Origin of the sequence: Marinobacter sp. BW6 (genome assembly GCF_008107725.1) — a bacterium.
Taxonomy (GTDB): Bacteria; Pseudomonadota; Gammaproteobacteria; order Pseudomonadales; family Oleiphilaceae; genus Marinobacter.
Genome location: NZ_VIRN01000064.1, coordinates 1,205,314 through 1,230,065, shown reverse-complemented (window position 1 = coordinate 1,230,065; position 24,752 = coordinate 1,205,314). Strand labels below are relative to the sequence as shown.

At 57.0% G+C, this 24,752-nt stretch carries 23 protein-coding genes; 11 read left to right on the top strand and 12 right to left on the bottom strand.

Translation table 11 applies throughout. The features are described 5' to 3' along the window. Nucleotides 1-13 precede the first annotated feature (13 nt). Nucleotides 14-874 carry a LysR family transcriptional regulator gene (locus FMN52_RS14315; protein ID WP_148609252.1) on the bottom strand — a complete coding sequence of 287 codons (861 nt, stop codon included), beginning with the start codon at nt 872-874 and terminating at the stop codon, nt 14-16. Between the two features lie 191 nt (nt 875-1,065). Between FMN52_RS14315 and FMN52_RS14310 the strand changes: the two genes are divergently transcribed. After that, nucleotides 1,066-1,341, top strand: coding sequence for a hypothetical protein (locus tag FMN52_RS14310; RefSeq protein WP_240339487.1), 276 nt, complete (start codon nt 1,066-1,068; stop codon nt 1,339-1,341). Here FMN52_RS14310 and FMN52_RS14305 read toward each other — a convergent pair. From FMN52_RS14305 to FMN52_RS14295, 3 genes are all read right to left on the bottom strand, one after another. After that, a complete protein-coding gene (locus FMN52_RS14305; RefSeq protein WP_148609251.1) occupies nt 1,338-2,243 on the bottom strand; it encodes a homocysteine S-methyltransferase family protein in 906 nt (301 codons plus the stop codon). The two genes, FMN52_RS14310 and FMN52_RS14305, sit on opposite strands and share 4 nt — an antisense overlap. A 10-nt stretch (nt 2,244-2,253) precedes the next feature. Next, on the bottom strand, nt 2,254-4,284 hold the full coding sequence (locus FMN52_RS14300) for an alkyl sulfatase dimerization domain-containing protein (RefSeq protein WP_148609250.1): 2,031 nt from the start codon (nt 4,282-4,284) through the stop codon (nt 2,254-2,256). 72 nt (nt 4,285-4,356) lie between these two features. Then, a complete protein-coding gene (locus FMN52_RS14295; protein WP_104270613.1) occupies nt 4,357-4,680 on the bottom strand; it encodes a hypothetical protein in 324 nt (107 codons plus the stop codon). A gap of 133 nt (nt 4,681-4,813) precedes the next feature. Here FMN52_RS14295 and FMN52_RS14290 point away from each other — a divergent pair, with 133 nt between their 5' ends. Beyond that, complete coding sequence (locus FMN52_RS14290; RefSeq protein WP_148609249.1) at nt 4,814-5,278, top strand: hypothetical protein; 465 nt, start codon at nt 4,814-4,816, stop codon at nt 5,276-5,278. A gap of 24 nt (nt 5,279-5,302) precedes the next feature. On the opposite strand, the gene FMN52_RS14285 is transcribed toward FMN52_RS14290, so the two are convergent. Together FMN52_RS14285 and FMN52_RS14280 are read right to left on the bottom strand one after the other, a co-directional pair. Beyond that, complete coding sequence (locus tag FMN52_RS14285; RefSeq protein WP_148609248.1) at nt 5,303-6,403, bottom strand: enolase C-terminal domain-like protein; 1,101 nt, start codon at nt 6,401-6,403, stop codon at nt 5,303-5,305. A gap of 93 nt (nt 6,404-6,496) precedes the next feature. Next, complete coding sequence (locus FMN52_RS14280) at nt 6,497-7,099, bottom strand: pyridoxamine 5'-phosphate oxidase family protein (protein WP_148609247.1); 603 nt, start codon at nt 7,097-7,099, stop codon at nt 6,497-6,499. A 92-nt stretch (nt 7,100-7,191) separates the two neighbouring features. Here FMN52_RS14280 and FMN52_RS14275 point away from each other — a divergent pair, with 92 nt between their 5' ends. Both FMN52_RS14275 and FMN52_RS14270 read left to right on the top strand, forming a co-directional pair. Then, nucleotides 7,192-8,658 carry a PLP-dependent aminotransferase family protein gene (locus FMN52_RS14275; RefSeq protein WP_240339486.1) on the top strand — a complete coding sequence of 489 codons (1,467 nt, stop codon included), beginning with the start codon at nt 7,192-7,194 and terminating at the stop codon, nt 8,656-8,658. A gap of 55 nt (nt 8,659-8,713) precedes the next feature. Further along, nucleotides 8,714-8,917: a DUF3185 family protein gene (locus FMN52_RS14270; protein WP_148609246.1), complete on the top strand. Its 204-nt coding sequence runs from the start codon at nt 8,714-8,716 to the stop codon at nt 8,915-8,917. A gap of 13 nt (nt 8,918-8,930) precedes the next feature. On the opposite strand, the gene FMN52_RS14265 is transcribed toward FMN52_RS14270, so the two are convergent. Next, entirely contained in the window at nt 8,931-9,323 is a 393-nt protein-coding gene (locus FMN52_RS14265; RefSeq protein ID WP_148609245.1) for a DUF2784 domain-containing protein, read from the bottom strand. 82 nt (nt 9,324-9,405) lie between these two features. On the opposite strand from FMN52_RS14265, the gene FMN52_RS14260 reads away from it, so the two are divergent. Next, on the top strand, nt 9,406-10,149 hold the full coding sequence (locus tag FMN52_RS14260; RefSeq protein WP_148609244.1) for a maleate cis-trans isomerase: 744 nt from the start codon (nt 9,406-9,408) through the stop codon (nt 10,147-10,149). On the opposite strand, the gene FMN52_RS14255 is transcribed toward FMN52_RS14260, so the two are convergent. Next, the gene (locus FMN52_RS14255) at nt 10,146-11,225 is read right to left on the bottom strand and encodes a GGDEF domain-containing protein (protein ID WP_148609243.1); all 1,080 of its coding nucleotides are present in this window, start codon (nt 11,223-11,225) and stop codon (nt 10,146-10,148) included. The genes FMN52_RS14260 and FMN52_RS14255 overlap by 4 nt on opposite strands. Nucleotides 11,226-11,402: 177 nt before the next feature. On the opposite strand from FMN52_RS14255, the gene FMN52_RS14250 reads away from it, so the two are divergent. From FMN52_RS14250 to FMN52_RS14240, 3 genes are all read left to right on the top strand, one after another. After that, nucleotides 11,403-11,546, top strand: a complete 144-nt coding sequence (locus tag FMN52_RS14250; protein WP_088827271.1) for a DUF3096 domain-containing protein — start codon at nt 11,403-11,405, stop codon at nt 11,544-11,546. 149 nt (nt 11,547-11,695) lie between these two features. Beyond that, the gene (locus FMN52_RS14245; RefSeq protein ID WP_148609242.1) at nt 11,696-14,266 is read left to right on the top strand and encodes an FAD-dependent oxidoreductase; all 2,571 of its coding nucleotides are present in this window, start codon (nt 11,696-11,698) and stop codon (nt 14,264-14,266) included. A gap of 208 nt (nt 14,267-14,474) precedes the next feature. Next, a complete protein-coding gene (locus tag FMN52_RS14240; RefSeq protein WP_148609763.1) occupies nt 14,475-15,599 on the top strand; it encodes a GlxA family transcriptional regulator in 1,125 nt (374 codons plus the stop codon). Here FMN52_RS14240 and FMN52_RS14235 read toward each other — a convergent pair. The 3 genes from FMN52_RS14235 to FMN52_RS14225 all read right to left on the bottom strand — a co-directional run bounded on the left by FMN52_RS14235 (nt 15,591) and on the right by FMN52_RS14225 (nt 19,666). Continuing rightward, complete coding sequence (locus FMN52_RS14235; protein WP_148609241.1) at nt 15,591-17,327, bottom strand: formate--tetrahydrofolate ligase; 1,737 nt, start codon at nt 17,325-17,327, stop codon at nt 15,591-15,593. The two genes, FMN52_RS14240 and FMN52_RS14235, sit on opposite strands and share 9 nt — an antisense overlap. After that, a complete protein-coding gene (locus FMN52_RS14230) occupies nt 17,324-18,238 on the bottom strand; it encodes a methylenetetrahydrofolate reductase (protein ID WP_148609240.1) in 915 nt (304 codons plus the stop codon). The genes FMN52_RS14235 and FMN52_RS14230 overlap by 4 nt, the downstream gene beginning before the upstream one ends. Nucleotides 18,239-18,304: 66 nt before the next feature. Then, nucleotides 18,305-19,666 carry a glycine cleavage T C-terminal barrel domain-containing protein gene (locus FMN52_RS14225; protein ID WP_148609239.1) on the bottom strand — a complete coding sequence of 454 codons (1,362 nt, stop codon included), beginning with the start codon at nt 19,664-19,666 and terminating at the stop codon, nt 18,305-18,307. Nucleotides 19,667-19,981: 315 nt separating this feature from the next. Here FMN52_RS14225 and codB point away from each other — a divergent pair, with 315 nt between their 5' ends. Genes codB through codA form a run of 3 tightly spaced genes read left to right on the top strand, consistent with a single transcriptional unit; the run spans nt 19,982 to nt 23,178 of the window. Then, nucleotides 19,982-21,265 carry a cytosine permease gene (gene codB, locus FMN52_RS14220; RefSeq protein WP_148609238.1) on the top strand — a complete coding sequence of 428 codons (1,284 nt, stop codon included), beginning with the start codon at nt 19,982-19,984 and terminating at the stop codon, nt 21,263-21,265. After that, entirely contained in the window at nt 21,266-21,889 is a 624-nt protein-coding gene (locus FMN52_RS14215; RefSeq protein ID WP_148609237.1) for a PucR family transcriptional regulator, read from the top strand. It begins immediately after the preceding gene. Between the two features lie 29 nt (nt 21,890-21,918). Further along, nucleotides 21,919-23,178 (top strand): cytosine deaminase, encoded by a 1,260-nt coding sequence (codA, locus tag FMN52_RS14210; protein ID WP_148609236.1) that lies wholly within the window; start codon nt 21,919-21,921, stop codon nt 23,176-23,178. A gap of 115 nt (nt 23,179-23,293) precedes the next feature. On the opposite strand, the gene FMN52_RS14205 is transcribed toward codA, so the two are convergent. Then, complete coding sequence (locus FMN52_RS14205) at nt 23,294-24,691, bottom strand: cytochrome P450 (protein ID WP_148609235.1); 1,398 nt, start codon at nt 24,689-24,691, stop codon at nt 23,294-23,296. Nucleotides 24,692-24,752: the final 61 nt, after the last annotated feature.

Sequence of the window (24,752 nt, the reverse complement as noted above, 5' to 3'; positions counted from 1 at the left end):
TCGGCAGGTCCGTTTAGCGTAGACCGAGGAATGCTTCTTTGACATGCGAGGCAAGCGCATCGTTGAGAGGATTTGAACCCCGACGCACCAGCGCCAGCTGATAGAACCCGATTTCCGGCAGGGTATCACCGGCTACCTCTTTCAGAGGCGGACGGATCAGGCTTTGCGGAAACGGAGCCACAGCCAGATCTGCCAGCATAGCGGCCTCCTGGCCGGAACAATGCTCACAGGTGTAAGCAATCCTGTAAGGTATACCCGCTTTGTCCAGTGCCCGTAGGGTCATACGCCGCCAGGCACAGCCTTCATGGGCCATCGCAATCGGCAGCGGCGAACGCTGATAGGCTGACGAACCTTCCCGCCCTGCCCAGACCAGAGGTTCCTCGTGGACCACCTCACCGCGGGGAATACGACCCTCATCGGCCACGGTCACCAGAGTCATATCCAGTTCACCGGCATCCAGACGAGCCAGGTTCTGTTTGCTGGAGCCGACCACGACATCCACAAGCACTGCCGGATAGGATCTGGCAAATTCTGCAAGGACTTCCGGCAGAATCCGGGTACCGACATCGTCGGAAGTGCCAATACCTACTTTCCCCTCAAGGGTCGGCGAAATAAAGTGTTGCACGGCCTCTTCGTTCAGCCGTAATAACCGGCGCCCGTAGTCGAGGAGAATCTCACCCTCTGCGGTCAGAGTGACTCGCCTGGGCTCGCGGATAAACAGTGTTTTCCCCAGGTTCTGTTCAAGTTGCTTGATCTGCATGCTGAGGGCCGAGGGTGTTCGGTGAACGGCTTTGGCGGCACTGGTGAACGTACCGTGCTCAGCAATGGCAACAAAACTCCTGAGAACATCGTTATCAAGCAAAGGCATATTCATGGGAGGACCTTACGAGTCGGTTTCTGGCCAGCAACTGCCTTAAGCATAGCTGAACGAGATCTTAAATTCTTTTCGTTTGATTGAAGGCAGAGAGAGTACCAAAATACGCTCTGTAGGCACCCGTAAGCGAGTTACACGACGTCTCCAAACGAGCTGCTGCAAGCCATTCACCAACGGTCGGGGCCGTAAACATGTTGAAGAGCACAGAGCATCACGCAACCACCGCAATGCAGCCGATTACCTCCTGGTTTGAGGGATATTCCAGACGCCAGCAATTCCGCCGTATGGCTGAATCATTGCTGAAAGAGAAAGACGACACGCTTTCAGATCTCGGCTACGATCGCCATGATCTGGAAGGCGCCCTGCACCTTCCGATCCGGAACGACGCGATGCAATACATCGAGGCACGTCGCTCCAAACGCGCCATGGAAGCTCGGAGGACAAAAAGTCCTCGATTGGCCGGCTAACGGCCGGCCAATTCTGAGAACCGTACCAGCTTATAATCACCTGTCAGCACATCGGCCAGATGGCGGATGTGCTCAGGCGTAATCTCACAGCAGCCACCGACAACACTCGCACCATCGTCCAACCACTGTTTCACCTGGAGAGCATACACCCCCGGGGAAACGTCCGGCCTGGCTTCCAGTTCATCCACCAGAGCCCCACCGGCCATAGGCTCAACGGTTTTAAACGCGTTCGCGTAACCGCCCGTACAGGGAAACAATCCGGCCAGCTCAGGCATTGCCTTAGAAATCACTTCCGGATCGCAGCAATTGAGCATGACGGCCGTTGGCCCGAATGGCTTCACCGCTTCGACTGCCTGGGCAAGCGTTTCCCCCGACCGGAGCTTGCCATCCGTTTCCAGCCTGAACGCCACCCCAAAGGGCTTGCCTGATTCATCGGCGGCGGCACAGGCGGCTTTCGCCTCCAGGGAGTTCGTCATGGTTTCGATGAGGAAGACATCTGCCCTTCTCTGCAGTTTAACGAGGATATCGAACTCCGACTTCAAATCCTCGAAAGTCCGGGCAGGTTGGCTCCGGTAGCTACCAACCAGGGGTGGAAGGCAACCGGCGATATCAACGTCTGCGCCCGTTAGCTCGATGGCGCGCTCCAATACCTCAAACGCCCGTTGATGGATTGCACCAAGCTCGTCACCAAGGCCTTCTCTGGCCAGTCGTGTGGGCGTTGCGGCATAGGTGTTCAGTGTCAGGGTACGGGCGCCGGCCCTGATAAAGTCAGCATGGACATCGGTAACAACGTCCGGCTGCTCCCGCATTACCGCCACTGACCAGAGCAGTGACGTAACATTCATGGCCCTGCGGTAGATTTCCTGGCCCAGGCCGCCATCGAGGAGTGCAACAGATTTCATAAAGTACTCATCAGGGTGTAACGATATTGAACCGGCCCTGAGGCTTGTCCAGCATGCTGAAGAAGCCTATCAGGTCGAGCCTGCTTCCCTCAAAGCTGATCTCGTCACTGAACAGAAGTTCCTTCAGCCCTGCCCGTCCAATCAACAGGTCTACAAACAGAGGCCGCGTCAGACGCAATGTGGCATCAGCGGGAGTGCCCTCACTGACCAGACGGTTGTGAAGCACTGAATGTTTCAGAGTCAGCAAATAACTTTCCTGCAGATCGGTGAATACAATCTTGATGGTAGTGTTCTCGCCCTCTGCGTCTTCGGCCTTCAACCGCACCGCCATGCTGTCGAAGAACAGCGATATTGGCGTGTTCAATAGCACCTCTCTCATCATCGCCGGTTTGATGCCCTCTTCCGGCGAGCCGTGACGCAGCTCATAGGCCCCCGTCAGATAGAAGTCCCGCCAGGGGGCAGATTCCGCCTGATAACCGAGCTGATCATAGACTCTGGCCAATAGTTGTTTGGCGTCGTCGTTATCCGGCTCGGCGAAGACGACATGATTGAGCAATTCCGCCAGCCAACGGTAGGTATCACGCCCCTTGGCAGCTCCCATGTCCGATGCCGCCTCGAAATCCTCAAGAGCTTTTTCCAACACTTTGTCCGCACCGCCCATCATCGCCACATAACGTCTGGCAGATTCGCTTTCGGGCAATGGATCAAGCTGAGCCGGATTCCCGGCAAACCAGCCCAGGTAATGCTGATACACCGCTTTGGCATTATGCGACAAGGTGCCGTAGTAGCCCTGGTTGTGAAACGCCTGGTTCAGTTCTGGCGGCAGCGACAACTGGTCGGCGATCTCACTGGGCGTGGCGCCCCGGTTCATCAAACGCACTGTCTGATCGTGGATGAACTTGTAGGTATCCCGCTGCACCGCCAGGAAGTCCTGGATGTTCTCCTGCCCCCACAACGGCCAGTGGTGACTACCGAAATAGATATCGACGTCGGCAAACAGGGTCTTTGCCTCGTCAATGAAGCTGCTCCAGAGCTGGGCATCACGAACCTTCGCGCCCCGCAAGGTATAGATGTTGTGCATATTACGGCTGACCAGCTCGGCACCACAAAAGGCCTTCTGCTCGGGAAGATAGAAGGTGAACTCTGCCGGCGCCTCAGAGCCAGAGACGATCTGGAAAACCATTGGCACACCGTCCACCGTCAGCTCAGTGCCTGTCTCGCTGATCAGATCCGTCGCCGGCGCAAAACCAAAGGTGCCGAACCCGGGCCCTTTACCCAGGCCAGTGCCAACATGGCCGCGTTCATCCCGCTCCAGGCGTTTGCCATACATAAACATCGCCCGGCGCGTCATCGCGGGGCCGGCGATGATGTTCTCACTGGTTGCTTCTTCCTCGAATCCGGCTGGCGCGATAATGCGCAGATTGGCTTTTTCTTCATCCGAAAGGTGCTGAAGAATGCCTTGCACGCCACCAAAGTGATCAATGTGGCTGTGAGTATAGAGAATCGCGCGCACCGGCTTTTCGCCGAGGTGTTCCCTGGCAAACAGGAAGGCTTTGCTGGCAGTCTCCCGGGCGGTCAAAGGATCCACCAGAATCCAGCCGGTATCGCTCTCGATAATCGACATGTTCGCCAGATCGTAACCCCGGATCTGGTAAAGCCCGTCGGTAACCTGGAACAAACCATGAATGTTATTGAGGGCAGCCTGACGCCAAAGGCTTGGATTGACCGAAGCCGGAGCGTTTTCTCCGTTCTCATCGATAAAGTCGTAGGCCGGCATGTTCCAGACCTGGCCGCCGTCAAGATGATCAATGACCAGCTCCGGATCCTGGGCAATCAGTCCCCTTCGGGCGTTCTCGAAGTCGTCACGATTGTCGAAGGGCCGCTGGTCCAGCACCTGCCGATTTGCCTGGCCGGTACTGGCCGTTGGCCCAGTGTGTCCGGCACTGTTGGCTACCGATGAATCCGGACCGGAATCACACCCGGTCAGGGCCAGCGCAATACCTAACAGAGGAACAAGGAGAATCTTCACGGCTGAAGGCATGCGGGGAACCTATCGAGCTGTTGTTATTGGTTAACCCAAGTTTACTCCAGAGTCGGCCAGAGTCTGCGTAAGTCAGGCAAAATACTCCTGAATCCACTCGAACAGTTTGGTTGCTGACATATCGCCAAACGCCATCTGCTGGAAGTCGCTCCCCACTTCATCTTCGATGGTCACGAACTGGTACAGAAGAATGCCGGGCTGTTCATCGTGCAGTATCAGCGTAATTCTTCGGCGAGTGCGCAGACAGTCAATGGTCATCACATCCGCTGGTATACCTGCATCACGCATACCCCGGCGAACCTCCACTACCGGATTGATGTGCTGGTGGGTGGCCTGAATGCGGGCATGGGCATCGCTGGCAAGGTCGGACAGGGTTTTGAGGGGATCTTCAGACATTGGGGCCGATTCGCTCCGAGGGTTGTCATCTTTGCTCAGCCAGATTACCAGAGAATGAGCAATCCTTAAGCGAAATCTGCCTCTCTTATGAGTAGCCTGCGCCTGAATTGCTCAACGCTGAGGGTTAACCGATATGGTCAACATGCTGGCCGCTATTCCAGTCAGGGCACTATTCGCCCGACTATTTTCACTCGTTTTTTTCGTGCTTGCTTTCACTTTGGTCAGTGCCACTGTAATGGAGGTGATCAGCGCGCTTCAATCTGGCCAGCAGCTTATGCAGGCGCTGATCAAGGGCGTTAACGGCAGCATCATCGCTCTCGCTGTCTACGAGCTGGCAATGGTTATCCGATCCGAATACAGCGGGCGTTCAGAATCCCACGACGTCATAACCATGATGAGACGAACGCTGCCGCGTTTTATAGGCACGGTCTGCGTTGCCATGTCGCTTGAAGGCCTGATCATGATCATCAAATACAGCCAGTTGGAGCTGGCCGGCAATCTCTATTATCCCGTCGCCATCATCGTCAGCACCGCCCTGCTGCTGGCATCCTTGGGCTTATTTCTGAAGATGGCTCCCAAAGATCAGACAGACCCTTGAGTAATCCTGTCATCCAGGCTGAAGTCACTCATAGACATCATGCAAGGTCAGCATCTTGAAGTCCGGGACCACACCCAGTCCAGGGCGGTCGCTGAGTGTCATACGCCCTCCCGATACCTCCGGTGCGCCGGACGCAAGCTGAGTGGTGTTGTAGTTATGGAGATCGGTCGTATTAAGCAACGCCCTCGTCGGGGTACTTGCCGCCAGGTGCGCGTAGGCCGCCGTTGCAATACCACTGCCCCAGGCATCCTCAATTGTCATGGATATCCCCGAGTCCACACACACATCGCGGATAATGCGCGACGGTGTAAGCCCACCGAATTTGCTCACTTTCAACGCAATGGCGTCCATGGCGTCATCCCGCAGTGCACGCTGAAGATCGCCAAGGGAGTTCAGGCTTTCGTCCAGCTTGACCGGATGCCGCACCCGTCGCCTCACTGACAGGCATTCCTCGTACTGGCGGCAGGGCTGCTCCAGATAAAGGTCAATATCCTCAACCGCCCGGGAAAATCGCAACGCCTGATCCCGCCGCCACGCTGCATTAATGTCGCCAATCCAGAGCTCATCGGGTTGCTTGAGCTTACTCAGTATTCGAACCAGTTCAATATCTTCCTCAACGTCGTGCCCGAGCTTGATCTGGATATGGCGAAATCCCTCCTCGCGGTATTGCCGCAGCGACGCCTGCATCTCAGCCGGGTCGGCCAGGGGCACTATCCGGTGCAAAGGCATGGAGGGTGTCTGCAGGCCACCAAGCAGGGTATAAACCGGAAGGCCGGCCGCCTTGCCGAGAAGGTCCCAGCAGGCGATATCAATGGCCGCCTTGGCAACAGCCTGACCGGTAAGAGCCTGATTCATCCGTTCATGCAGGGACGAGATTTCTCGGGGATCCGCACCCATCACGGCGGGGGCCAGCAAGTCCAGGCAGGCAGGAATGCCTTCGGCAAACGCCGGCATATAGTTGGGGCCGCAAGGGCAAACCTCTCCGTAGCCTTCCAGCCCCGTGTCCGTTGTTAAAACCACCACGGTGCTGGTGAATACCTGATGGGAACGGCCGCCTGCAAAGGCATAGGCCTTGCCGGTGTACTTAAGGTCTGCGGTGTAGGCTGCAATACTGGCGATACGCATGATTGGCTCCGGGCTTCCACCCAATGATCGACGGTATATCCAATGGAAGTGTAGTCCCTGCCCCGTGTTTCGTTCAGGACAAGTGCCAATGAGTCACCCCCGCGCCGGGAGCGTTCCATGCCAAACCGGAAGAGCCATATCCTCAGGGTCATCATTCGGGCCACCGGTGCGGCTTTTGAAGGCCCCCTCTTCAATCGGTACCCGGAATAAGGCCGTTGCCTTTCGCTCCTTGTCATTCGGTACCCTGACCTGCTCCCACCGCCCGGGCTCTATCTGGTTAATGATGGCTCGGAACGCGGCATCAAAAGCGGCATGGTCAGTTACCGGAACCGCATGGCCATACAACACCAGTGACTCATAGTTGGCACTGTGGTTGAACGCCGATTTGGTCATCACCCATTCATTCGTCACGGCGAACGAAATGCAGAGCAATGCGCCCGACTCCAGACGTCGGGATAACCGTCCGCCATTCAGCGTATGCACGTATAGATCATCCCCAACTCGCCAGGCGGTGATCGGGATGATACGAGGCTCGCCATCTTCGACAAATCCCACATGAGCCGTTTTGAGCCGATCAATCAGCCTGTAAGCTGTTTCCCTGTCATAGCTTGCTCGCTTGACCGCCCTCTGCACCCTGCTGCGTGGGCAGGAAGTCAGAGGGGACGCCACGGTCCCGGCCACGTCACTCGTTGTCATCAAAAGCTCCTTTCCAGTCCTGTACTTCAAAAAATGTACTTCTATTGAAAGGCACTTCTGATACCATCGAAAGATCCAGATTATGACTTTTAATGGGACCAGTTGATGTGATCGACGATATCCGGCTAGACAGCACGGATCCGCTGCAACACCAGCTGTATCAACGATTGTCCGAACGGATACTCGATCAGCGCTACCCACCCGGGCGTCAGATGCCACCGAGCCGCCAGATGGCTCAGGACCTGGGCATAAGCCGCAACACGGTGAACGCTGTTTATGAACAGCTCAAAGCGGAGGGCTTTCTTCAAAGCCGTGCCGGCAAGGGTGTCTTTGTCCATGAAGACATCAAATCAGCCGTGAACCCCTCAGGGCCAGGCCTGAACAACCCCGTTGGCGATTCCATGAAACTGCCACCACTACCTGCACTTCCACGGGGAAAGTCGAAGCCTGTAGAAGACGCCAGTTTGCCATTTCAGCCGGGCTTGCCAGATCTGGATGCGTTTCCCATCCGAAGCTGGAACCGGATTCTGCACCACCAGGAAAGCCGGCGGACACTGCGAGGATATGACAGCATCCAGGGGTATCAGCCCCTGAGACGCGCCATCGCCACCTACCTGCGAACCTCCCGCGGTGTTCGCTGCGAAGAGCATCAAGTCATCATCACCAACGGCGCACAACAGGCCCTCTCGCTGCTTGCCGACGTTTTTCTGCAACGGGGCGACAGTGTCCTCTGCGAGAATCCCGGATACCGTGGCGCCCGGAACGCGCTGGGCCGTCTAGGCAATCCTGTGATCCCAATTCCCCTCAGGAACCAGGTCCTGGATGTGGAAGCGTTGCCAGGCCTTGAGCCTGCCAGAGCCAGACTCCTGTTCTGCACGCCCACGCACCAATACCCAATGGGCGGCATCCTGGACCTGTCCCAGCGCATGGCGCTGGTTCAATGGGCCCAGCGCAATGAGTGCTGGATCATCGAGGATGACTACGACAGCGAGTTCCACTTCTATAACAAGCCCTTCGCCGCCATCCAGGGCCTGTTCGAGAATGCGCCCGTGCTCTACATGGGCAGTTTCAGCAAAACGCTGCTACCCGCATTGCGCGTTGGCTATCTGGTGGTCCCGGAGCCGGTGGTCGAACCCTTACTCTGGGCAAAACAGATTAGCGGTGGCGAGACGCCCCTTCTTTCCCAGGCAACCATCGCCGAATTCATTGAGAGTGGTCAGTTCACACGCCACCTGCGGCGCATGCGCCAGCTATACCGGGACAAGTGGCAACTCTTCCAGCGCGAGGTTACGGAAAAGCTCGGCGGGCTTGCTCAACCGGTGGCGGAAAGCGCCGGGATGCATCTGGTACTTGAAGGAGATTTTGACGACCTGGCGATCAGCCAATGGCTAAAAACCAGGGGATTTGGCAGTACACCGCTGAGCGCGCACTTTCTGGGAGATTCCGCCAGAACCGGCCTGGTTATGGGGTTCGCCAGCGCCAATGAGCACCAAATTGCCAGATGTGTCACCGAGCTCCGGGCCAGACTAACGAACCAGACTCACTCGAATTACCTTTAAGCGCTGCTGAACCCATGGCAAGCTGCCTGTTGTAAAAAATTAAAAGGAGAGTTCAATGGGAAGTTCAAAGCTGGTCGGTATCGTTTTGCTGGTGGTTGGCGTCGGGCTGCTCTATTTCGGCTACCAATCAACCCAGTCATTGGGGAACCAGTTGACCGAAACAGTGACGGGGCGTTTTACAGACCAGACCATGTGGTATCTGATCGGCGGGGCGGCCGCGGCGGCCGCCGGCGCTTTCCTGGCATTTTTCAAGAAATAAGCCTGCCGGTTTTTCACCGCTCGGGCCTGACCACAAACCAGCTGGCCAGGACGAGCGCTCCGAAAACCGTGTACGCCAGAATAAACACCCAGTCCGGTGCACTGTAATACAGAATGGAATGCAGCCAGTGCTGGATGAACGATCCCTCATAGCCTGCCTCCCCGGCCTTTGCCCGAAGCGCCATTTCCCAGGTCGTAAGCGGGCATAGCACACCCAGCCAGGACTGCAGAACCACAATAACGATCACAGCCAGGTGGCTGAGACGGAACCAGACATTGCGAACCCAGCGCCACTGGAGGAAATAGCCAGCGAACGTCGCCACCAGCCCCAGGATCACGAAGGCCACCAGCATCGTGTGCAGGATGAGGAGCACATCAGCAAAGATCAGTAACCATTGGCTATCCATCGCTACTCTCCAAAGACTGCTGAGCTGCCAGTTTTGGTCTATTGTACAGGCACGTCAATCTCTGCCAGTGAGGGAGCGATCAATGAGCCATACACCACCTCCAGCCAGACTCGGATTCCTCTACCCGGGCCATGCGGCCGAAGATGATTACCCTCTGATGGGTTCCATGGTGAAGCCTGCGGCGCAGGTAACTCTCATTCACACCGAATTCCTGGAGGACGCCCATACCGTTGATGCCCTCAGTGAGATGGGCAGCATCAGCCGTCTCTCAAAAGGTGCAGAAAAACTGGCTGACTCAGGGATTGAGTCGGTGATGTGGACCTCGACCAGCGCGAGCTTTGTACTCGGCCTCGACGGTATTCGCCAGCAGATTGACACGCTCGAGAAACTGCTGAGCGTACCCGCTTCCACAACGGCAATGGCATTCGCCAGAGCAGTGAAAGCCATTGACGCCAAACGGGTGGCCATCGCTGCCACCTACCCCGATGACGTCGCACAGCGATTCCGGGCGTTCCTCAATCATTTCGATATCGAAGTTGTGCATCTGGCCAGCCGCGGGATCATCACAGCGGCGGAAGTAGGGTTGCTTGAGAAAGATGCGGTTATCGAATTTGCTTTGGCCAACGTCAGGAAAGAAGCCGATGCCCTGCTGATTCCAGACACTGCGCTCCACTCTGCGGCCTGGCTCAACGATCTGGAGCAAGCTATCGGGCAGCCGGCGCTGACTGCCAATCAGGTCAGTTTCTGGGAGGCTTTGCGACTATGCGGCAAGCTCACTCCCCAACCGGGGCTCGGCCGTCTGTTCGAACACATGCCCGAAGACTAGGCGATCACGTATCTGGCACGGCCCTGCTTTTTCGCGCGGTACAGCGCTTCATCGGCTCTTCGAATCATGTCATCGATGGAATCAAACTCGCTGGCCAGGCCCTGACAGATTCCGATGGAACAGCTGAGTACCTTGCTGTCGGGGCTATCCTCATTCGGCACCGCACGCTCCTGCCATTGCTTCAGAACCGCTGCAGCAAGGAATTCAAACCGGTCGAAATGCTCGCCCTCGATCACAGCCATGAATTCCTCGCCACCATAGCGCCCGAGGATATCCGTCTGCCGTTTGTATACCTGCCTCATGATGTCAGCCTGCAGTCGAATAGCCTGATCACCCTGCTGGTGGCCATAGTGGTCGTTGAACTGCTTGAAATGATCCAGATCCATCATGAACACAGCGAGCCGCTGATTGGAGCGCCGCTGCAGGGCAAACAAACGCTCGGATTCACTCATAAGTGCCCGCCGATTGAGCAGATCGGTGAGCCCATCAACGGTGCTCAGTGCAACCAGCTGCTCATTGGCATCCTCAAGCTGACCCAATAGCCGATCGATCCTGTGCCTGCCAATCACTCCAATGAACAGCGAACCAACCACGAATCCAGCGTTCATCCAGGTTCGCTCGCCGTATACGGGATCCAGCAGCATCAAGCCGATAAATCCAAGGGAACTGAGCAGCATCGCGGTTAACGCGTAATAGAATTTCATTCCGAACACGAAAAAACCGAAAAAGGCGTAAAGCAAAGTTCCCTCATAAGGAAAACTGAAACCCGCCTGCGCCCAGGAAACATGGATCACGTAGTAATTAGCGTATGTGAGGGCAAGAACTGTCCCCAGAAAAGCTGTTTGCGCAAAATTTCGGAATTTCGGAAAAAAGGTGGCGGCGAGTAGGCTAGCGAGAATTGGAAGCTGGACCAGAGCCCTGTTGGTGATATAGGCACCTGCCAGTTCCCGGGGGATCAGCTGCAAGTCACCAATCATGAATAGGGCAATCAGTACGCCGCCAACCAGAATAGATAGCCGGAGCAAGAGTATGTCGCGAGACGATGTGGCGTTTGGAACAACCGCGATATTCGGCATAAAAACAATTCTCGCAAGGCTCTCTCACCGTGACACACAAAAGATCTAAACAAATTATCGTTTAAACAACCAGCAGTTTGTCAGATCTTTGCGGACGGTAAGGTTTGATATCAGAAACGACCACTGTCAAGCTCATGATCGAGTCCCCTGATTACCCAAACCATCGGAGAATGCGCTATGACACTGCATCTGGAACTCGCCCCTCTTATCAGCCTTGGCGCCGGGATCGGCATACTGGTGTTCCCCAAATTGCTCAATTACATTGTGGCCGGCTACCTGATTGCGCTGGGTGTGCTCGGTCTATTCGGGCATTCCTTTTAAGGCAGCCCGACATTCCCGGCCTTGCCGTTTTTGGACGACTCGGTGTCGTATTGGATTTACCTCCCCTGACCAATTAGAGCCACATTGAATCAAGGCCCTGTCCGGTGCGACAGCGCAGTGACGTTCATTGCAGGCAAAGGGGAAGAAAAATGGCACAGCTACCGAAACGAGCGAAAGTCGTAATCATTGGCCAGGGCGGTATCGTTGGCTCGTCGGTAGCGCACCATCTGATCGAGCAAGGCTGGGATGACATCGTGGGCCTGGAAAAGTCCGCCATTCCCACCGATATCGGGTCCACATCCCACGCTTCGGATTTCTGCTTCACCACCTCCCACGACAAGTTGAACATATACACCACCAAATACAGCCAGGCGTTTTATGAAAAGCGCGGCAATTACGTGAAATGCGGTGGAATGGAAGTGGCCCGAGCTGATGACGACGAACGTATGGACGAGCTTCGGCGCAAAGTGGGGTCCGGGAAAGCGTTCGGTACCAACGTGAGCATCATATCGCCCAAACAGGCAAAGGAACTGTTTCCATTGCTCGACGAAAGTCAGATCCAGGGCGCCATGTGGGACCCGGATGCCGGACTGGTGGTGCCCCGCTCCCAGAGAGTGGCCGGCGACCTGGTGGAAGAAGCTGTGGCCACCGGTAAACTGCAGGCTTTTGCCTATACACCTGCCATCCGCATTGATGTCCAGGACGGCCAGGTGCGCGGCGTTAAGACCGAAAAGGGGTACATTCAGACTGAATATGTGGTGCTTTCGATGGGTATCTGGGGCCCCTTGATGGCTCACACTGCCAACGCCCCCCTGCCACTGATGCCGCTGGAGCATCCTTTACTGTTTTTCGGCCCCTACGAGGAGCTCAATGGCACCGGCAAGCAGATCGTCTATCCGCTGTTCCGGGATCAGGGCAATTCCGCCTATGTGCGGGACACCGGCGACCCAACCACCACCGAAGGCGGTCGTATCGAGTGGGGCTATTACGAAGCAGAGAACCCACGGCTGGTCTGCCCCGGCGCCATTGCGGAGCCCGGTGATTCGCGGATGTCGCCATCAATGCGGGATCTTTCACTGGACCAGGTCATGAACGCCTACGAAAAGGCCATTGAGATTACTCCGATCCTCGGCGAGCTGGGGTGGGAGGAGAAACACTCTTTCAATGGCCTGCTGTCAGTGACGCCGGATGGCGGTTCACTCATGGGCGAATCCCCGGAAGTCCGTAATCTGTGGTTCTGCGAGGCGGTCTGGGTGAAAGACGGCCCGGGTGCGGGCAAGTTACTGGCCGACTGGATGACCCATGGTTCCCCTGAGATGGATCCTCACAGTATCGATATCGCACGCCATTACCCGCTGCAGAAAACCCCGGACTACGTGTATAACCGCTGCTACGAGACGGCCAAAAAAATCTATACCCCGGCGGTTCACCCCCGTGAACCTTTCCTTACCGGTCGCAAGATGCGAACCAGCCCTTTCTACCTGCGGGAAGTCGGACTGGGTGCTTACTTTATGGAGGCCGCGGGCTGGGAGCGTGCTCACGGTTATGCGGCCAACGAGTCCACCTTGCTGGCGAAATATCGCAACCGGATCCCGGTGCGGGAACATGAATGGGACGCCCGACACTTCTGGGAGGTATCCAACGCCGAACAGCTCGAAATGAGCGAATCCGTGGGTATGATCAATCTGTCCCATTTCGCCATCTTCGACATTTCCGGTGACAACGCGGAAGCGCTGTTGGAATATCTGTCAGTTGCCAAAGTCGGCGGCACCACCCCCTACGGCAAAGGTGTCTACACCCATTTCCTCGACGAGCGCGGGGGCGTGCGTTCCGACCTGACCATCATTCGGCGGGGCGCCCAAGACTATCGGGTTGTCTGCGGCGGCGACACCGGCCACCGTGACTATTGCTGGATCACCCGTATGGCCCGGGAGAAGGGGCTGGACAACATCCATTTGCATGACCGCACGGACGAACTGGCGACCCTCGGCCTCTGGGGGCCCAAGGCCCGGGAGACACTGGCCCAGCTCGTTACCGATCCGGACCAGTTATCCGCGGATAATTTCCCGTTTGCCACCGCCCGGGAACTGAACATTCGAGGGGTCCCGGTCTGGGCCTTCCGGATTTCCTATGTTGGAGAACAGGGCTGGGAGCTCTATTTCCCGTTCAGCTATGGCTTGAGAATCTGGGACCTGCTCTATGATGCAGGCGTCACGCCGGTGGGCATCGAAACCTACGCCAACACCCGGCGCCTGGAGAAGAGCCTGCGACTGCAGAACGTGGACCTGGAAACGGAATACAACCTCTACGAAGCCGGACTGCAACGACCCAAGGTCAAGGAAGCCGATTTTCACGGCAAAGCCGCGTATCTGGAACAGCGGGAGTGGCCCCAACAATCGGCCTATTTGTGCACCATGAACATGACCGAGCACCGGGATTCGAATGGGGTGCTGAGGTATCCGGTCGGCCAATGGCCGATTCTGGACCCACAAACCGGCGAAGTATTGATGGATAGCAAAGGCCGCCGCTCATACAACACCAGCATCGCATGGGGACCTTCGGTCGGAAAAATAATCCTGCTGGGTTATATCCCCGCCGAGTACGCTCAGGAAGGCCGAGAACTGACCCTGGAATACTTCCAGGAACACTACCCTGTTCGCATCGAAGCGGTAGGTTACCGGGCCCTGTTTGATCCGGACAACGAACGAGTGCGATCTTGAACAAGGGCCAGTCGCATAGGGGCCAGCCTCGAATCACGAATGTCGCATCTGGACCAGTGGCATATTGATTACAGCTTTAGAATGGAGCCAGATAGGAACTGCTTAGATATTGCACTGTCAAAGTGCAACAACTAGTGTTCAAGTTGTGGCGGTGAGCATGGCAGACATGGACTACTGCGCCAGCCCCGGTCGGGGCAAGGGGGTTAACATGGCCACAGACATAGGCTTGGAGACAGGCAAGGCTGCTGATGAATCCTTCCGGGTGGGCTTTCTGCTGATCGAAAACTTCACCTTGATTGCCCTTGCCACCGCGGTCGAACCACTTCGCGTCGCCAACCAGTTAGCGGGCACCGAACTCTACTCATGGAAGCTGCTCACAGCCGAAGGGGGCTACGCCCGCGCCAGCGACGGTATCACCATGGTGCCGGATGCCTCCATTCGGGAGGATCACAGCTTCGACCTGGTCATCGTTGTTGCCGGCATTGATGTCACCCGCAGCTTTTCGCGCCACGAAGTCCAATGGTTGAAACAGATGGCGCGGCGGCATGTTCTGATGGGAGCAGTCTGCACAGGGCCTTATGTACTGGCCAGTGCCGGACTACTGGACGGCTATGCCTGCAGTGCCCATTGGGAGTGCCTGGAAGCCATGCAGGAAGACTTTCCGAGGGTTCAGACCAACAACCATCTATTTACCGTCGAGCGTGAGCGCATGACCTGCACCGGTGGCACCGTACCAATGCACATGATGCTCAGCTTCCTGGGCCGGCGTCATGGACAGGAGCTCAGCAACGCGGTTTCCCATATGTTTGTCTGCGATCGGATCCGGGAAGAACGCGAACAACAGCCCATGCCCATGCATCCGGGCCTGGCCCGGGCGCAACCCAAGCTGGCGGAAGCTGCCCAACTCATGGAAGCCAATATCGAAGAGCCGCTTGAACTTCAGGAATTGGCAACCCTGGCAGGGATCTCTCGCCGACAGCTGGAACGACTGTTCCTCAAGCACTTGGGGTGCACGCCCTCACGCTATTACCTGCGGGTGCGGCTCAACCGAGCGCGCCGGCTACTCAAGCAGACGTCCTGTTCCATCGTCGAAATTGCCTCCATGTGCGGCTTTGTCTCCGCCACCCACTTCAGTCGCTGCTACCGTAAGACCATGGGGCGCGCTCCCAAGTATGAACGGATGGAAGCCTTCGCTCCGTCGAGGGCCGAAGCGCTCATGACAGATACCATGGACAGCTTGCCCTCTTCATCCCTGCAAGCCCTGAAGCGGGCCCGAACCGAGCCAACCTACGGAACGTTTGAGACTTCCGCCGGGCGCGCAGTCTCAGGTTAACCCCACCACAAGGCCATTCTCATCCAGGGCAATATCCAGAGCGGCAGGCCGCCTCGGCAACCCCGGCATGGTCATAATGTCGCCACAGACTGCCACCACGAATCCGGCTCCGGCCGACAGGCGCACCTCCCTGACTGGCAACATATGCCCGGAAGGGGCGCCCTTCACCGAAGAGTCCACCGTGAAGCTGTACTGCGTCTTGGCAATGCACACTGGCAGATGGCCGAAACCAAGGCTCTCGTACTCCTCAAGCTGTCGTTTCGCTAGCGTGGTAAATTCCACATTGCCCGCGTGATAGATGCAAGTAGCAATGGTCCGGATCTTGTCTGCCAGCGGCATACTATCCTCATAGAGAAACTTCACTGCCGGCTTGCCCTCGTCCATCTGGTCAAGCACAGCCTGAGCCAGCTCGATCGCCCCTTCACCACCAGTTGCCCAGTGATCGGCAGGCACCGCCCGCACGCCGAGCTCTTCGCTGATCGACTGGACCAGTGCCATCTCCTCTTCGGAGTCATCCGGGAAACGGTTGATGCACACCACCGGGGTCAAACCGAACTGCTGCAGGTTGCGGATATGACGCTCAAGATTGGCAGCCCCTCTGCGCAAAGCCAGCAGGTCGGGAATACCCAGCCGGCTGCGGGGAATACCACCCTGCATTTTGAGGGCTCTGATGGTACAGACCACCACGGCGGCATCCGGGCGCAACCCTGTATGCCGGCACTTGATATCGATGAACTTTTCCGCGCCCAGGTCGGCCCCAAAACCGGCCTCAGTAACGACGACGTCATTCAGCGCCAGGGCAGCCCGGGTTGCAGTAACGGAATTGCACCCATGAGCGATATTGGCAAAGGGCCCACCATGGATAAACACTGGATTGTGCTCCAGGCTCTGCACCAGGTTCGGCTGCAATGCCTCTTTCAATAGAACGGTGAGTGAGCCCTCCATACCCAGATCACGAACCGTGACCGGCGACATGTCCGAACGCCGTCCCACGATGATATTTCCCAACCGCTGCTTGAGGTCGGCACGACCGTCCGCCAGGCACAAAATCGCCATAATCTCGGAGGAAACGGTGATGTCGAAGCCGGTTTCCCTGGGCACGCCGTGGGCGGAACCACCGAGCCCGGACACCACATTACGAAGGGAGCGATCAGTCAGGTCGAGCACCCGTCGCCAGCTCACATAACGCGGGTCCAGTCCGGCCTCATTCCCCCAATGAAGGTGGTTGTCGATGAGCGAAGCCAGCAGATTATGAGCGGTGGAAATAGCATGGAAATCACCATTGAAATGCAGATTGATGTCTTCCATTGGAATCACCTGTGACCGGCCTCCCCCTGCGGCTCCGCCCTTCATGCCAAAACAGGGCCCCAACGACGGCTCCCGCAGACAGACAGAAGAGCGCACACCCAGCCGATTAAAACCATCGTTCAGTCCAACGCTGGTTGTGGTCTTTCCCTCGCCAGCCGGAGTGGGCGTTATTGCGGTGACTAGCACCAGCTTGCCTCTGGGAGCAGAGTCCGATGTGTCGACATAGGCCATATCCAGCTTTGCTTTGTAATGGCCAAAGGGCACCAGGCTCTCCGCCGGCAGGCCAAAACGCTGCTGCGCCAACAGAAGAATCGACTGGGGCTGCACCGAACGGGCGATCTCGATATCCGGAGTGCCCGGCGGCGGAAAGTCCGTGGCCGCCGGCGTCTCGGATGTCAGTTGATGGTACTGAAGACTCATGACACCGCCTCCCTCTTGTCGTCGACGGACCCACTGTGTTCCTGAATCCATTGCGCAGACTGGCGCAGGCCTCCGAATGGAAATAGATGAATGCCCCGCAGCAGGGTCTCCGGATTATCCAGGCAATACTGCACCAGCGTCCGGACCATGTCGTCGGGCTTCCAGGCGCCCAGCATCCGGGCACTACCAGGGCGACGGAGCAGTAAACGTGCGGATGCGCCTACCCCACACTGGGCGGCATAGGCGATGAGCGTTTTAACCCGCGTTGGGCCGGCCATGCCAATATAGACAGGCACCTCTTCCAGAACATTGCCCAGGCCCTGCAGCCAGTCGATCACCACATGCGCGTCGAAGGTGAACTGGGTGACTACCCAGAGTCTCGTGGCGGTAGTGCGGGCGTATTCACGCTTAATGCTCAATGCCTGTAACAGTGTTGCCCGATCCGCCATAGGATGGCCATCGGGGTGAGCTGCAACACCGATACCATGGAATCGGAACTCGGCCAACAATCCCGATTCGAGTACGGCCAGGGTATCGGAAAAAGGGCCCGCAACCGCATCGCTGTCGCCTGCAATCAGCAACAGTCGGTCCACCCCGCTTTCCGACAATTGAAACAACCAGTCACGAAGCTGACCCCGGCTCTGGGCCATTCGGGCAGGTACATGAGGAACTGGCTGCATACCCAGTTCCAGAAGCCGACGGGAGGCTTCCAACGTGTCGTTGAACTGTCCCTTTGGCAGGAAAGGTACGTATACGCAGGTGCCCGCCGGCAGGAGATCCGGCAGGTGCTCTGCCGTGAGGATCTGCCGGGGTGTCGCCTCTATGGAAGCCAAGCGCACCAGGTCACGAAACCTGGCTTCTGCCTCCCCGTTGGGCCAATTGAAGGCCTGTCTCTCGCTCATCTGTGCCATAAACCGTGCACCCGATTGCTAACGGTGTGTACCCGACAGCTTGCACCGCCGGCTCTTTTCGCTCTGCTAGTCAGCGAAATCAATTCCCTTGGCCCGGGCTCTCTCGCGGGCATTGGGATTCACCGAGGGGCGGAAGGGTACTTCCACGACTTCCGCTTCTACAGCAGTTGAGCCGTCTGCAGCGGCATATTCCACCGGAAGGTGCACGGTCAGGCGGGTGCCGACAGAACGAAGAGCAAACGGCACATAGGCCAACGCAATGTTTGTCTCAAGTTCCGGCGAGTACCAGGGGGATGTCACATAGCCCTCGGGTTCGTCGCCATCCGGGCCGCTGATCAGCCAGAAATCGTTTGAGTAGTCAGTCACCTTGCCACCACCAAAGCGGATACCCACCATAATGTGACTGAACGGCGGACGACCGGCCTCCATCTGCTCCCGGATCTGCTCAAGCTTTTGCTTGCCGATGTAATCCGCATCCTTGTTGCGCGGCACCTGATAGGCCAGGTTGCACTGGAACGGCAGGGTTTCCTGATCCAAATCCTGGCCCCAGGACAGGATGCCTGCGGCAATTCTGCGATGGTGGGCGGGCGCTATTACCCGGAGGTTGTGGGGCTCGCCTGCAGCAAGCACGGTATACCAGAGGTCCTCGGCGTATTTAGTCGCATCCTTGAGGTAAATCTCGTATCCCTTCTCGCCAGTAAAGCCGGTCTGTGAAACGATCACGTCGTGGCCCCTCACCTGGCCCTCCATCAGGCCATAGTAGGGAATGTCGCGAACTGCGTCGCCAAACAGATCCGCCATGAGCGCTTCTGACTTGGGTCCCTGAATCTGCACCGGTGCCACGTCAATTTCCGCGATGGTGACATTGAAGCCCATACCAATGTTCACGCCTCTCATCCACAGCTCCAGATCGCTGTCGGAGAGGGAAAACCAGAACTCATCCTCGGCAACCCGTAACAGAACAGGGTCATTGATGATGCCGCCTTCCTCATTGCACAGGATGACGTACTTGCCACGCATGGGCTTGATTTTGGTCGCGTCCCGGGTGATCACGTAATTCACAAAGCGCTCCGCATCCGGGCCTTTGACCTGGATCTGGCGCTCAACCGCCACGTTCCACATGGTGACGTCGTGTATCAGCGACTCGTACTCCAGCATGGCGCCACCGTCTTCGGGGCGAATATAGCCCCGGGGATGGTACATACGGTTGTAGACGGTCGCCCGCCAACAGCCGGCCTCATAGGCCAGGTGCCAGTATGGCGACTTGCGAACCCGCGTGGAGATCAGCATCTCCACCGGCGTGGGGCCAGATTGGCGCAGGTTGATGGGAACGCGTCGATCAGACTGGTCGACGCTGTCGGGATGGCGTGCAGCACCGGCCCGTTGTTGTGGATAATCCAGAAGTGCTTGCTCGAATTTAACAGCCATTGCTATCTCCCCCTTACCGGGTTGTCGATAGCCCTAATGTGGCCCTCTTTGAGGTTGCCGGGAGGAACCAATACGACACTGAGTGGACTAAATGCGTCACGAAACCAATGAAGTCCCGCACCAAATATGGAAATCGCCCACCAAACCGCACCATATCAAAGCAGGCCGTGCTTCACCGATTATGTCCCACTCGGCGAATTGTGCATTTTGCACAAGAACAAGCCGATTACCTTGCATGATTCAGGCTGAATAAACGGCCATGGCACAAACGTTGCCAATTCCCTCCGTGTTTACAAACGACACGGAGAGATCGACATGACCACTGAACCGACCCCGAAAGAACAGGATTACCCCCTAAGCCCGGTTCCCATGGACCAGCGCAAAAGCGTTTGGTCCATGGGGCTGGTACTCCTTGGCTTTACCTTTTTTACCGCCACCATGTGGGCCGGTGGCAGCGTTGGTGTTGCCTTCGACTTTTCCACCATGCTCATGGTGCTGGCCATCGGTAACCTGCTATTGGGTGTCTACGCCGCTGGGCTCGGTTATATCGCCGCAAAAACCGGACTGAACACGGCATTGATGAGCCGATTCACCTTCGGCGAAATTGGTAGCAAACTATCCGACTTTATCCTGGGTTTTACCCAGATTGGCTGGTATGCCTGGGGCACGGCCACCATGGCCATCCTGCTGGTAAAACTGACTGGCATGCCGGAAGGCATGACCACACCGCTTATGGTGCTATTCGGTTTCGCCTTCTGCGTAACCGCGTTTATCGGCTATCGCGGCCTCGAGTGGCTGTCCCGAGTTGCCGTGCCCGCCATGATCATTCTGGTGGCCGTCAGCATGTCAATCGCCACGTCCGATGCCGGCGGCCTGTCGGGGCTGCTGGCCATTACCCCGACCAATGAAATGAGTGTTGCAGCGGCAATCACGCTGGTCTTCGGCACCTTTGTCAGTGGCGGCACCCAGGCCACCAACTGGACCCGCTTCGCGAAATCCGGCAAAACCGCCGTGATCGCCACACTGCTCGCGTTCTTCCTGGGCAACGGCCTGATGACCCTGATCGGCGCCTTCGGTGCCCTTGTCTACCAGCAGGCCGACATCGTCGACATCATGGTCGCCCAGGGCCTTGCAACCCTCGGTATCCTGATGCTGTTCCTGAATCTCTGGACTACCCAGGACAACACGGTTTACAACTTTGCGGTCGCAGGCTGCAACCTGATCCGTACCCGCCGCCGCAAGTCAGTGACCATTGCTGGTGCCGCGATCGGAACAGTACTGGCGGTATTGGGTATGTACGAGTGGCTGATCCCGTTCCTCGTTCTGCTCGGCACCTTTATCCCGCCAATCGGTGGCGTCATCATGGCCAGCTACTTTGTCGGCTATAAACGCCAGTACCCGGACCTGACAATGGTTACGCTTCCAGCCTTCAACTTCCCGGGGCTCGCCGCTTACGCCATCGGCTCCGCCGCCGCCTATACTTCTCCCTGGATCGCACCCATTGTGGGTGTCATCGTTGCGGCCCTGAGCTACAGCATCATTCTGGTCGTCAGTGAAGCCGTACGTGAACGTAAAGCACAGGTCATGGGAGCCATTTAAGTGACACTGCGATGCCGTGATGTACCGCTGCTCCCTGGCCTGGAAGCCATTCGGCTCCGGGGCGGGGAGTCCGCAACGGACAACGCGGTGCGTTGGCCCTATGTTGCAGAGAACCGCTCTTTCAAGAGCTGGGTGAAGGGTGGCGAACTGGTTTTCGTCACCGGTATCAGCCGGCATCGCAGCCCTCAAAACCTGGCCGAATGCCTTTATGAGGGCAAAGAATGCAACGTCTCCGGTTTAGTCGTACTCACCGGAGATGCCTACATCGGCCAACTGCCGAACACCCTGTGCCGGCTGGCCGACGAACTTGCCATACCACTTTTTGAGCAGCCCTATTCTCTGCCCATGGTGGAGGTAACTGAAGCCATAGGCAGAGCGATTGTATGGTCTGAGCACACGTCAGTTGACCAACTTGATCACGACGCCCTGGTCAACTCTGCTGAGTTGCTGGACGCCTGGATCGCATGCAGAGGCAACCAAAGCGCCATGGCAGATGCGTTAGGCTGTCACAGGAACACAGTTCGTAATCGAATGAACCAACTCACTGGATCATCGCCAGACCAGCCCAAACAGACTGACCCATTCAAAACACTGCTGCTGGCTCACCTGTTATTGAAACCATAACCACTGGTGAGTCCTATCCAGGAGAGAAGATGACCAAACAATTGAATGCCGTAGTGAACGCACGCTTACAGGACCAGAAGGGGCTATACAGACTCGAGATCAGCAATGGTCGCTTTTCAGCTATCGCAACCCAATCTGAAACCACCACTGCAAAAGAGGGTGAACTGGATGCCGGTGGTAACCTTGTCACACCAGCTTTCGTGGAGCCACACATTCATCTCGACGCCGCCATGACTGCGGGGGAACCCCGCTGGAACAAAAGCGGCACCTTGTTTGAAGGCATTGAATGCTGGTCCGAACGCAAGACAACCCTGAGCCATGACGATGTCATCAATCGCGCCACCCAGACGTTGAAGCTATTTGCGGCCCATGGCATCCAATACGTTCGCACCCACGTGGACGTTACCGATCCGAAGCTGACCGCCCTTAAAGCCATGCTTGAGGTTCGCGAACAGACAGCCGGATTTGTCGACCTGCAAATCGTTGCTTTTCCCCAGGAAGGCATCTGGTCATTCAGGAACGGCCGAGAACTGATGGAAGAGGCCATCCGCCTCGGTGCAGACGTTGTCGGTGGCATCCCGCACTTTGAATTCACCCGTGACTATGGAGCGGAGTCCGTCCGCTGGCTAATGGAACTGGCCCATAAGAACGATCGCCTGGTAGATGTACACTGCGATGAAATCGACGATCCCGAGTCCCGGTTTCTGGAAGTTCTGGCCGCCGAAGCGCTGCGACTGGACTATGGTTCGCGGGTCTCCGCCAGTCATACCTGTGCCATGGGCTCCTATAACGACGCCTACTGCAGCCGACTGTTCCGACTGTTGAAAAAGTCCGGTCTGAGATTCCTGTCCATGCCAACGGAAAGCCTGCATTTGCAGGGCCGATTCGACAGCTACCCCAAACGCCGTGGCATTACCCGCGTCCCGGAACTGCTTGATGCGGGGCTGAAAGTCGCCTTCGGCCAGGATTCCATCCGCGACCCGTGGTACCCCATGGGCAACGGCAACATGCTCCGCACCCTCGATGTCGGCCTTCACGCCTGCCATATGTTGGGCATGAGTCAGATCGAACGATCTCTGGAACTCATTACTGATAACGCGGCCGCCGCGCTAGACCTCAAGGAATACGGCATCGCCGAGGGACTGCTGGCGCGCTGTATCGTGCAGCAGGGTAGAACCCCCTATGAAGTGTTACTGGGCCAACAGCCGGTTATTGCGTCGGTACGGGACGGTGAGCTATTGGTCCACAGGGAACCCGCGAAAGTTCAGGGCGGCCTACTTTTGCAGTAAGCCACCCGACCAGGTTCAGCTTCCGTGTTGCAGATCACCCTGCAAAACGGGAAGCTGCACCGTTCCCTCGATATGCACGAAGGGTACAAATGCATCCCTGGCAGGCATCAGAGCCTCAGCCTAGCCTGACGTTCATTCGGGTGTAGCCACGCACAAAGTTGGATTGCACGTATTCGGGCTCACCGACCACTTCAATCGCTTCAAAACGCTTCAACAACTCCTCCCACAGAATACGCAGCTGCATTTCCGCCAGCCGGTTACCCATGCAGCGGTGCACACCAAAGCCAAAAGAAAGGTGTTTGCGGGCATTCTGGCGGTCTATTATGAATTGATCCGGATTCTCTATGGCACGCTCATCCCGATTACCGGAGGCATACCACATCACTACCTTGTCGCCCTTTCTGATGGTTTGCCCGCTCAACTCAACATCCTGCTTGGCGACCCGGCGCATATAAGCCAAAGGCGTCTGCCATCGGATAATTTCGGAAACCATGTTCGGTACGAGGTCCGGGTTTTGTTTGAGCCGGACAAACTGGTCGGGGAATTGATTGAGCGCCAGGACACCGCCGGTCATGGAGTTACGAGTGGTGTCATTGCCGCCCACGATCAACAACACCATATTGCCAATGAATTCCATGGGTCGGTTAATCATATCCCGGGTGTTTTCATTGGCCAGTAACAGGCTGATCAGGTCAAACCCCATGTCCTCGCCGGCTGCCTTGCGCGCCTCTTTCTCACGCCAGAGCGAAGACATCTGTCGGGCCATGTCGGCAGCCGCTCTAAAGCCTTCATCATTATCCGCATTTCCGCCGGTCGTCTCGGGCGACCCAGCGGCCAAGTCAGACCAATACGCCAGTTTATGGCGTTGCTCAAAAGGGAAATCGAACAAAGTCGCCAGCATCCGCGATGTTAGCTCAATGGAGACTCTCTGCACCCAGTCAAACGGTTCACCGATCGGTAAATGGTCCAGAACCTCGGCGGTGCGACTTCGGATCAGGTCTTCCATTTGCGCGAGGTTTTTCGGCGCCACCACATTCTGGACCGCCTGGCGCTGTTGGTCATGTCTGGGCGGGTCCATGGCTATGAAGGTTTCTATTTCCAGCCCTTCTGGTTGCGGCCCGATGGAAATAATCGGTTCTGCAGAAAAAAGATCATGGCGCGTGTCGACAAAAAGGATGTCTTCATACCGTGTTATGGACCAGAACGGGCCAAATGGGCTATTTGCCTGGTAGTGTACCGGGCACTCATCCCTCAGCCGCTTGAAATAGGAGTGCCAGAGCCCCTGCCGATAGAGAAAGGGATTACTGACATCTATGTCCGCCAGGGCAAGCGTAGACACCCCCGGCAGCGGGACCTCTCTGAAAACCGGCACCGCCCGGTTTTTGCCCGCACGCTTTTTAACGCTCTGAAAGGCATGCGCGCCTTTGATCTGCCAGTGCAGTGGAATTCTGGATGCGACTTTATCCAGAACAGGTTGAAGGGCGGGTTCCAGTCGGGAACTGAGCAGGCTCATACTATACCTCGGAGGTCAGAATCTGTTTGTGAACGCGAGCTCCCACTACCGTGGAAGCTGG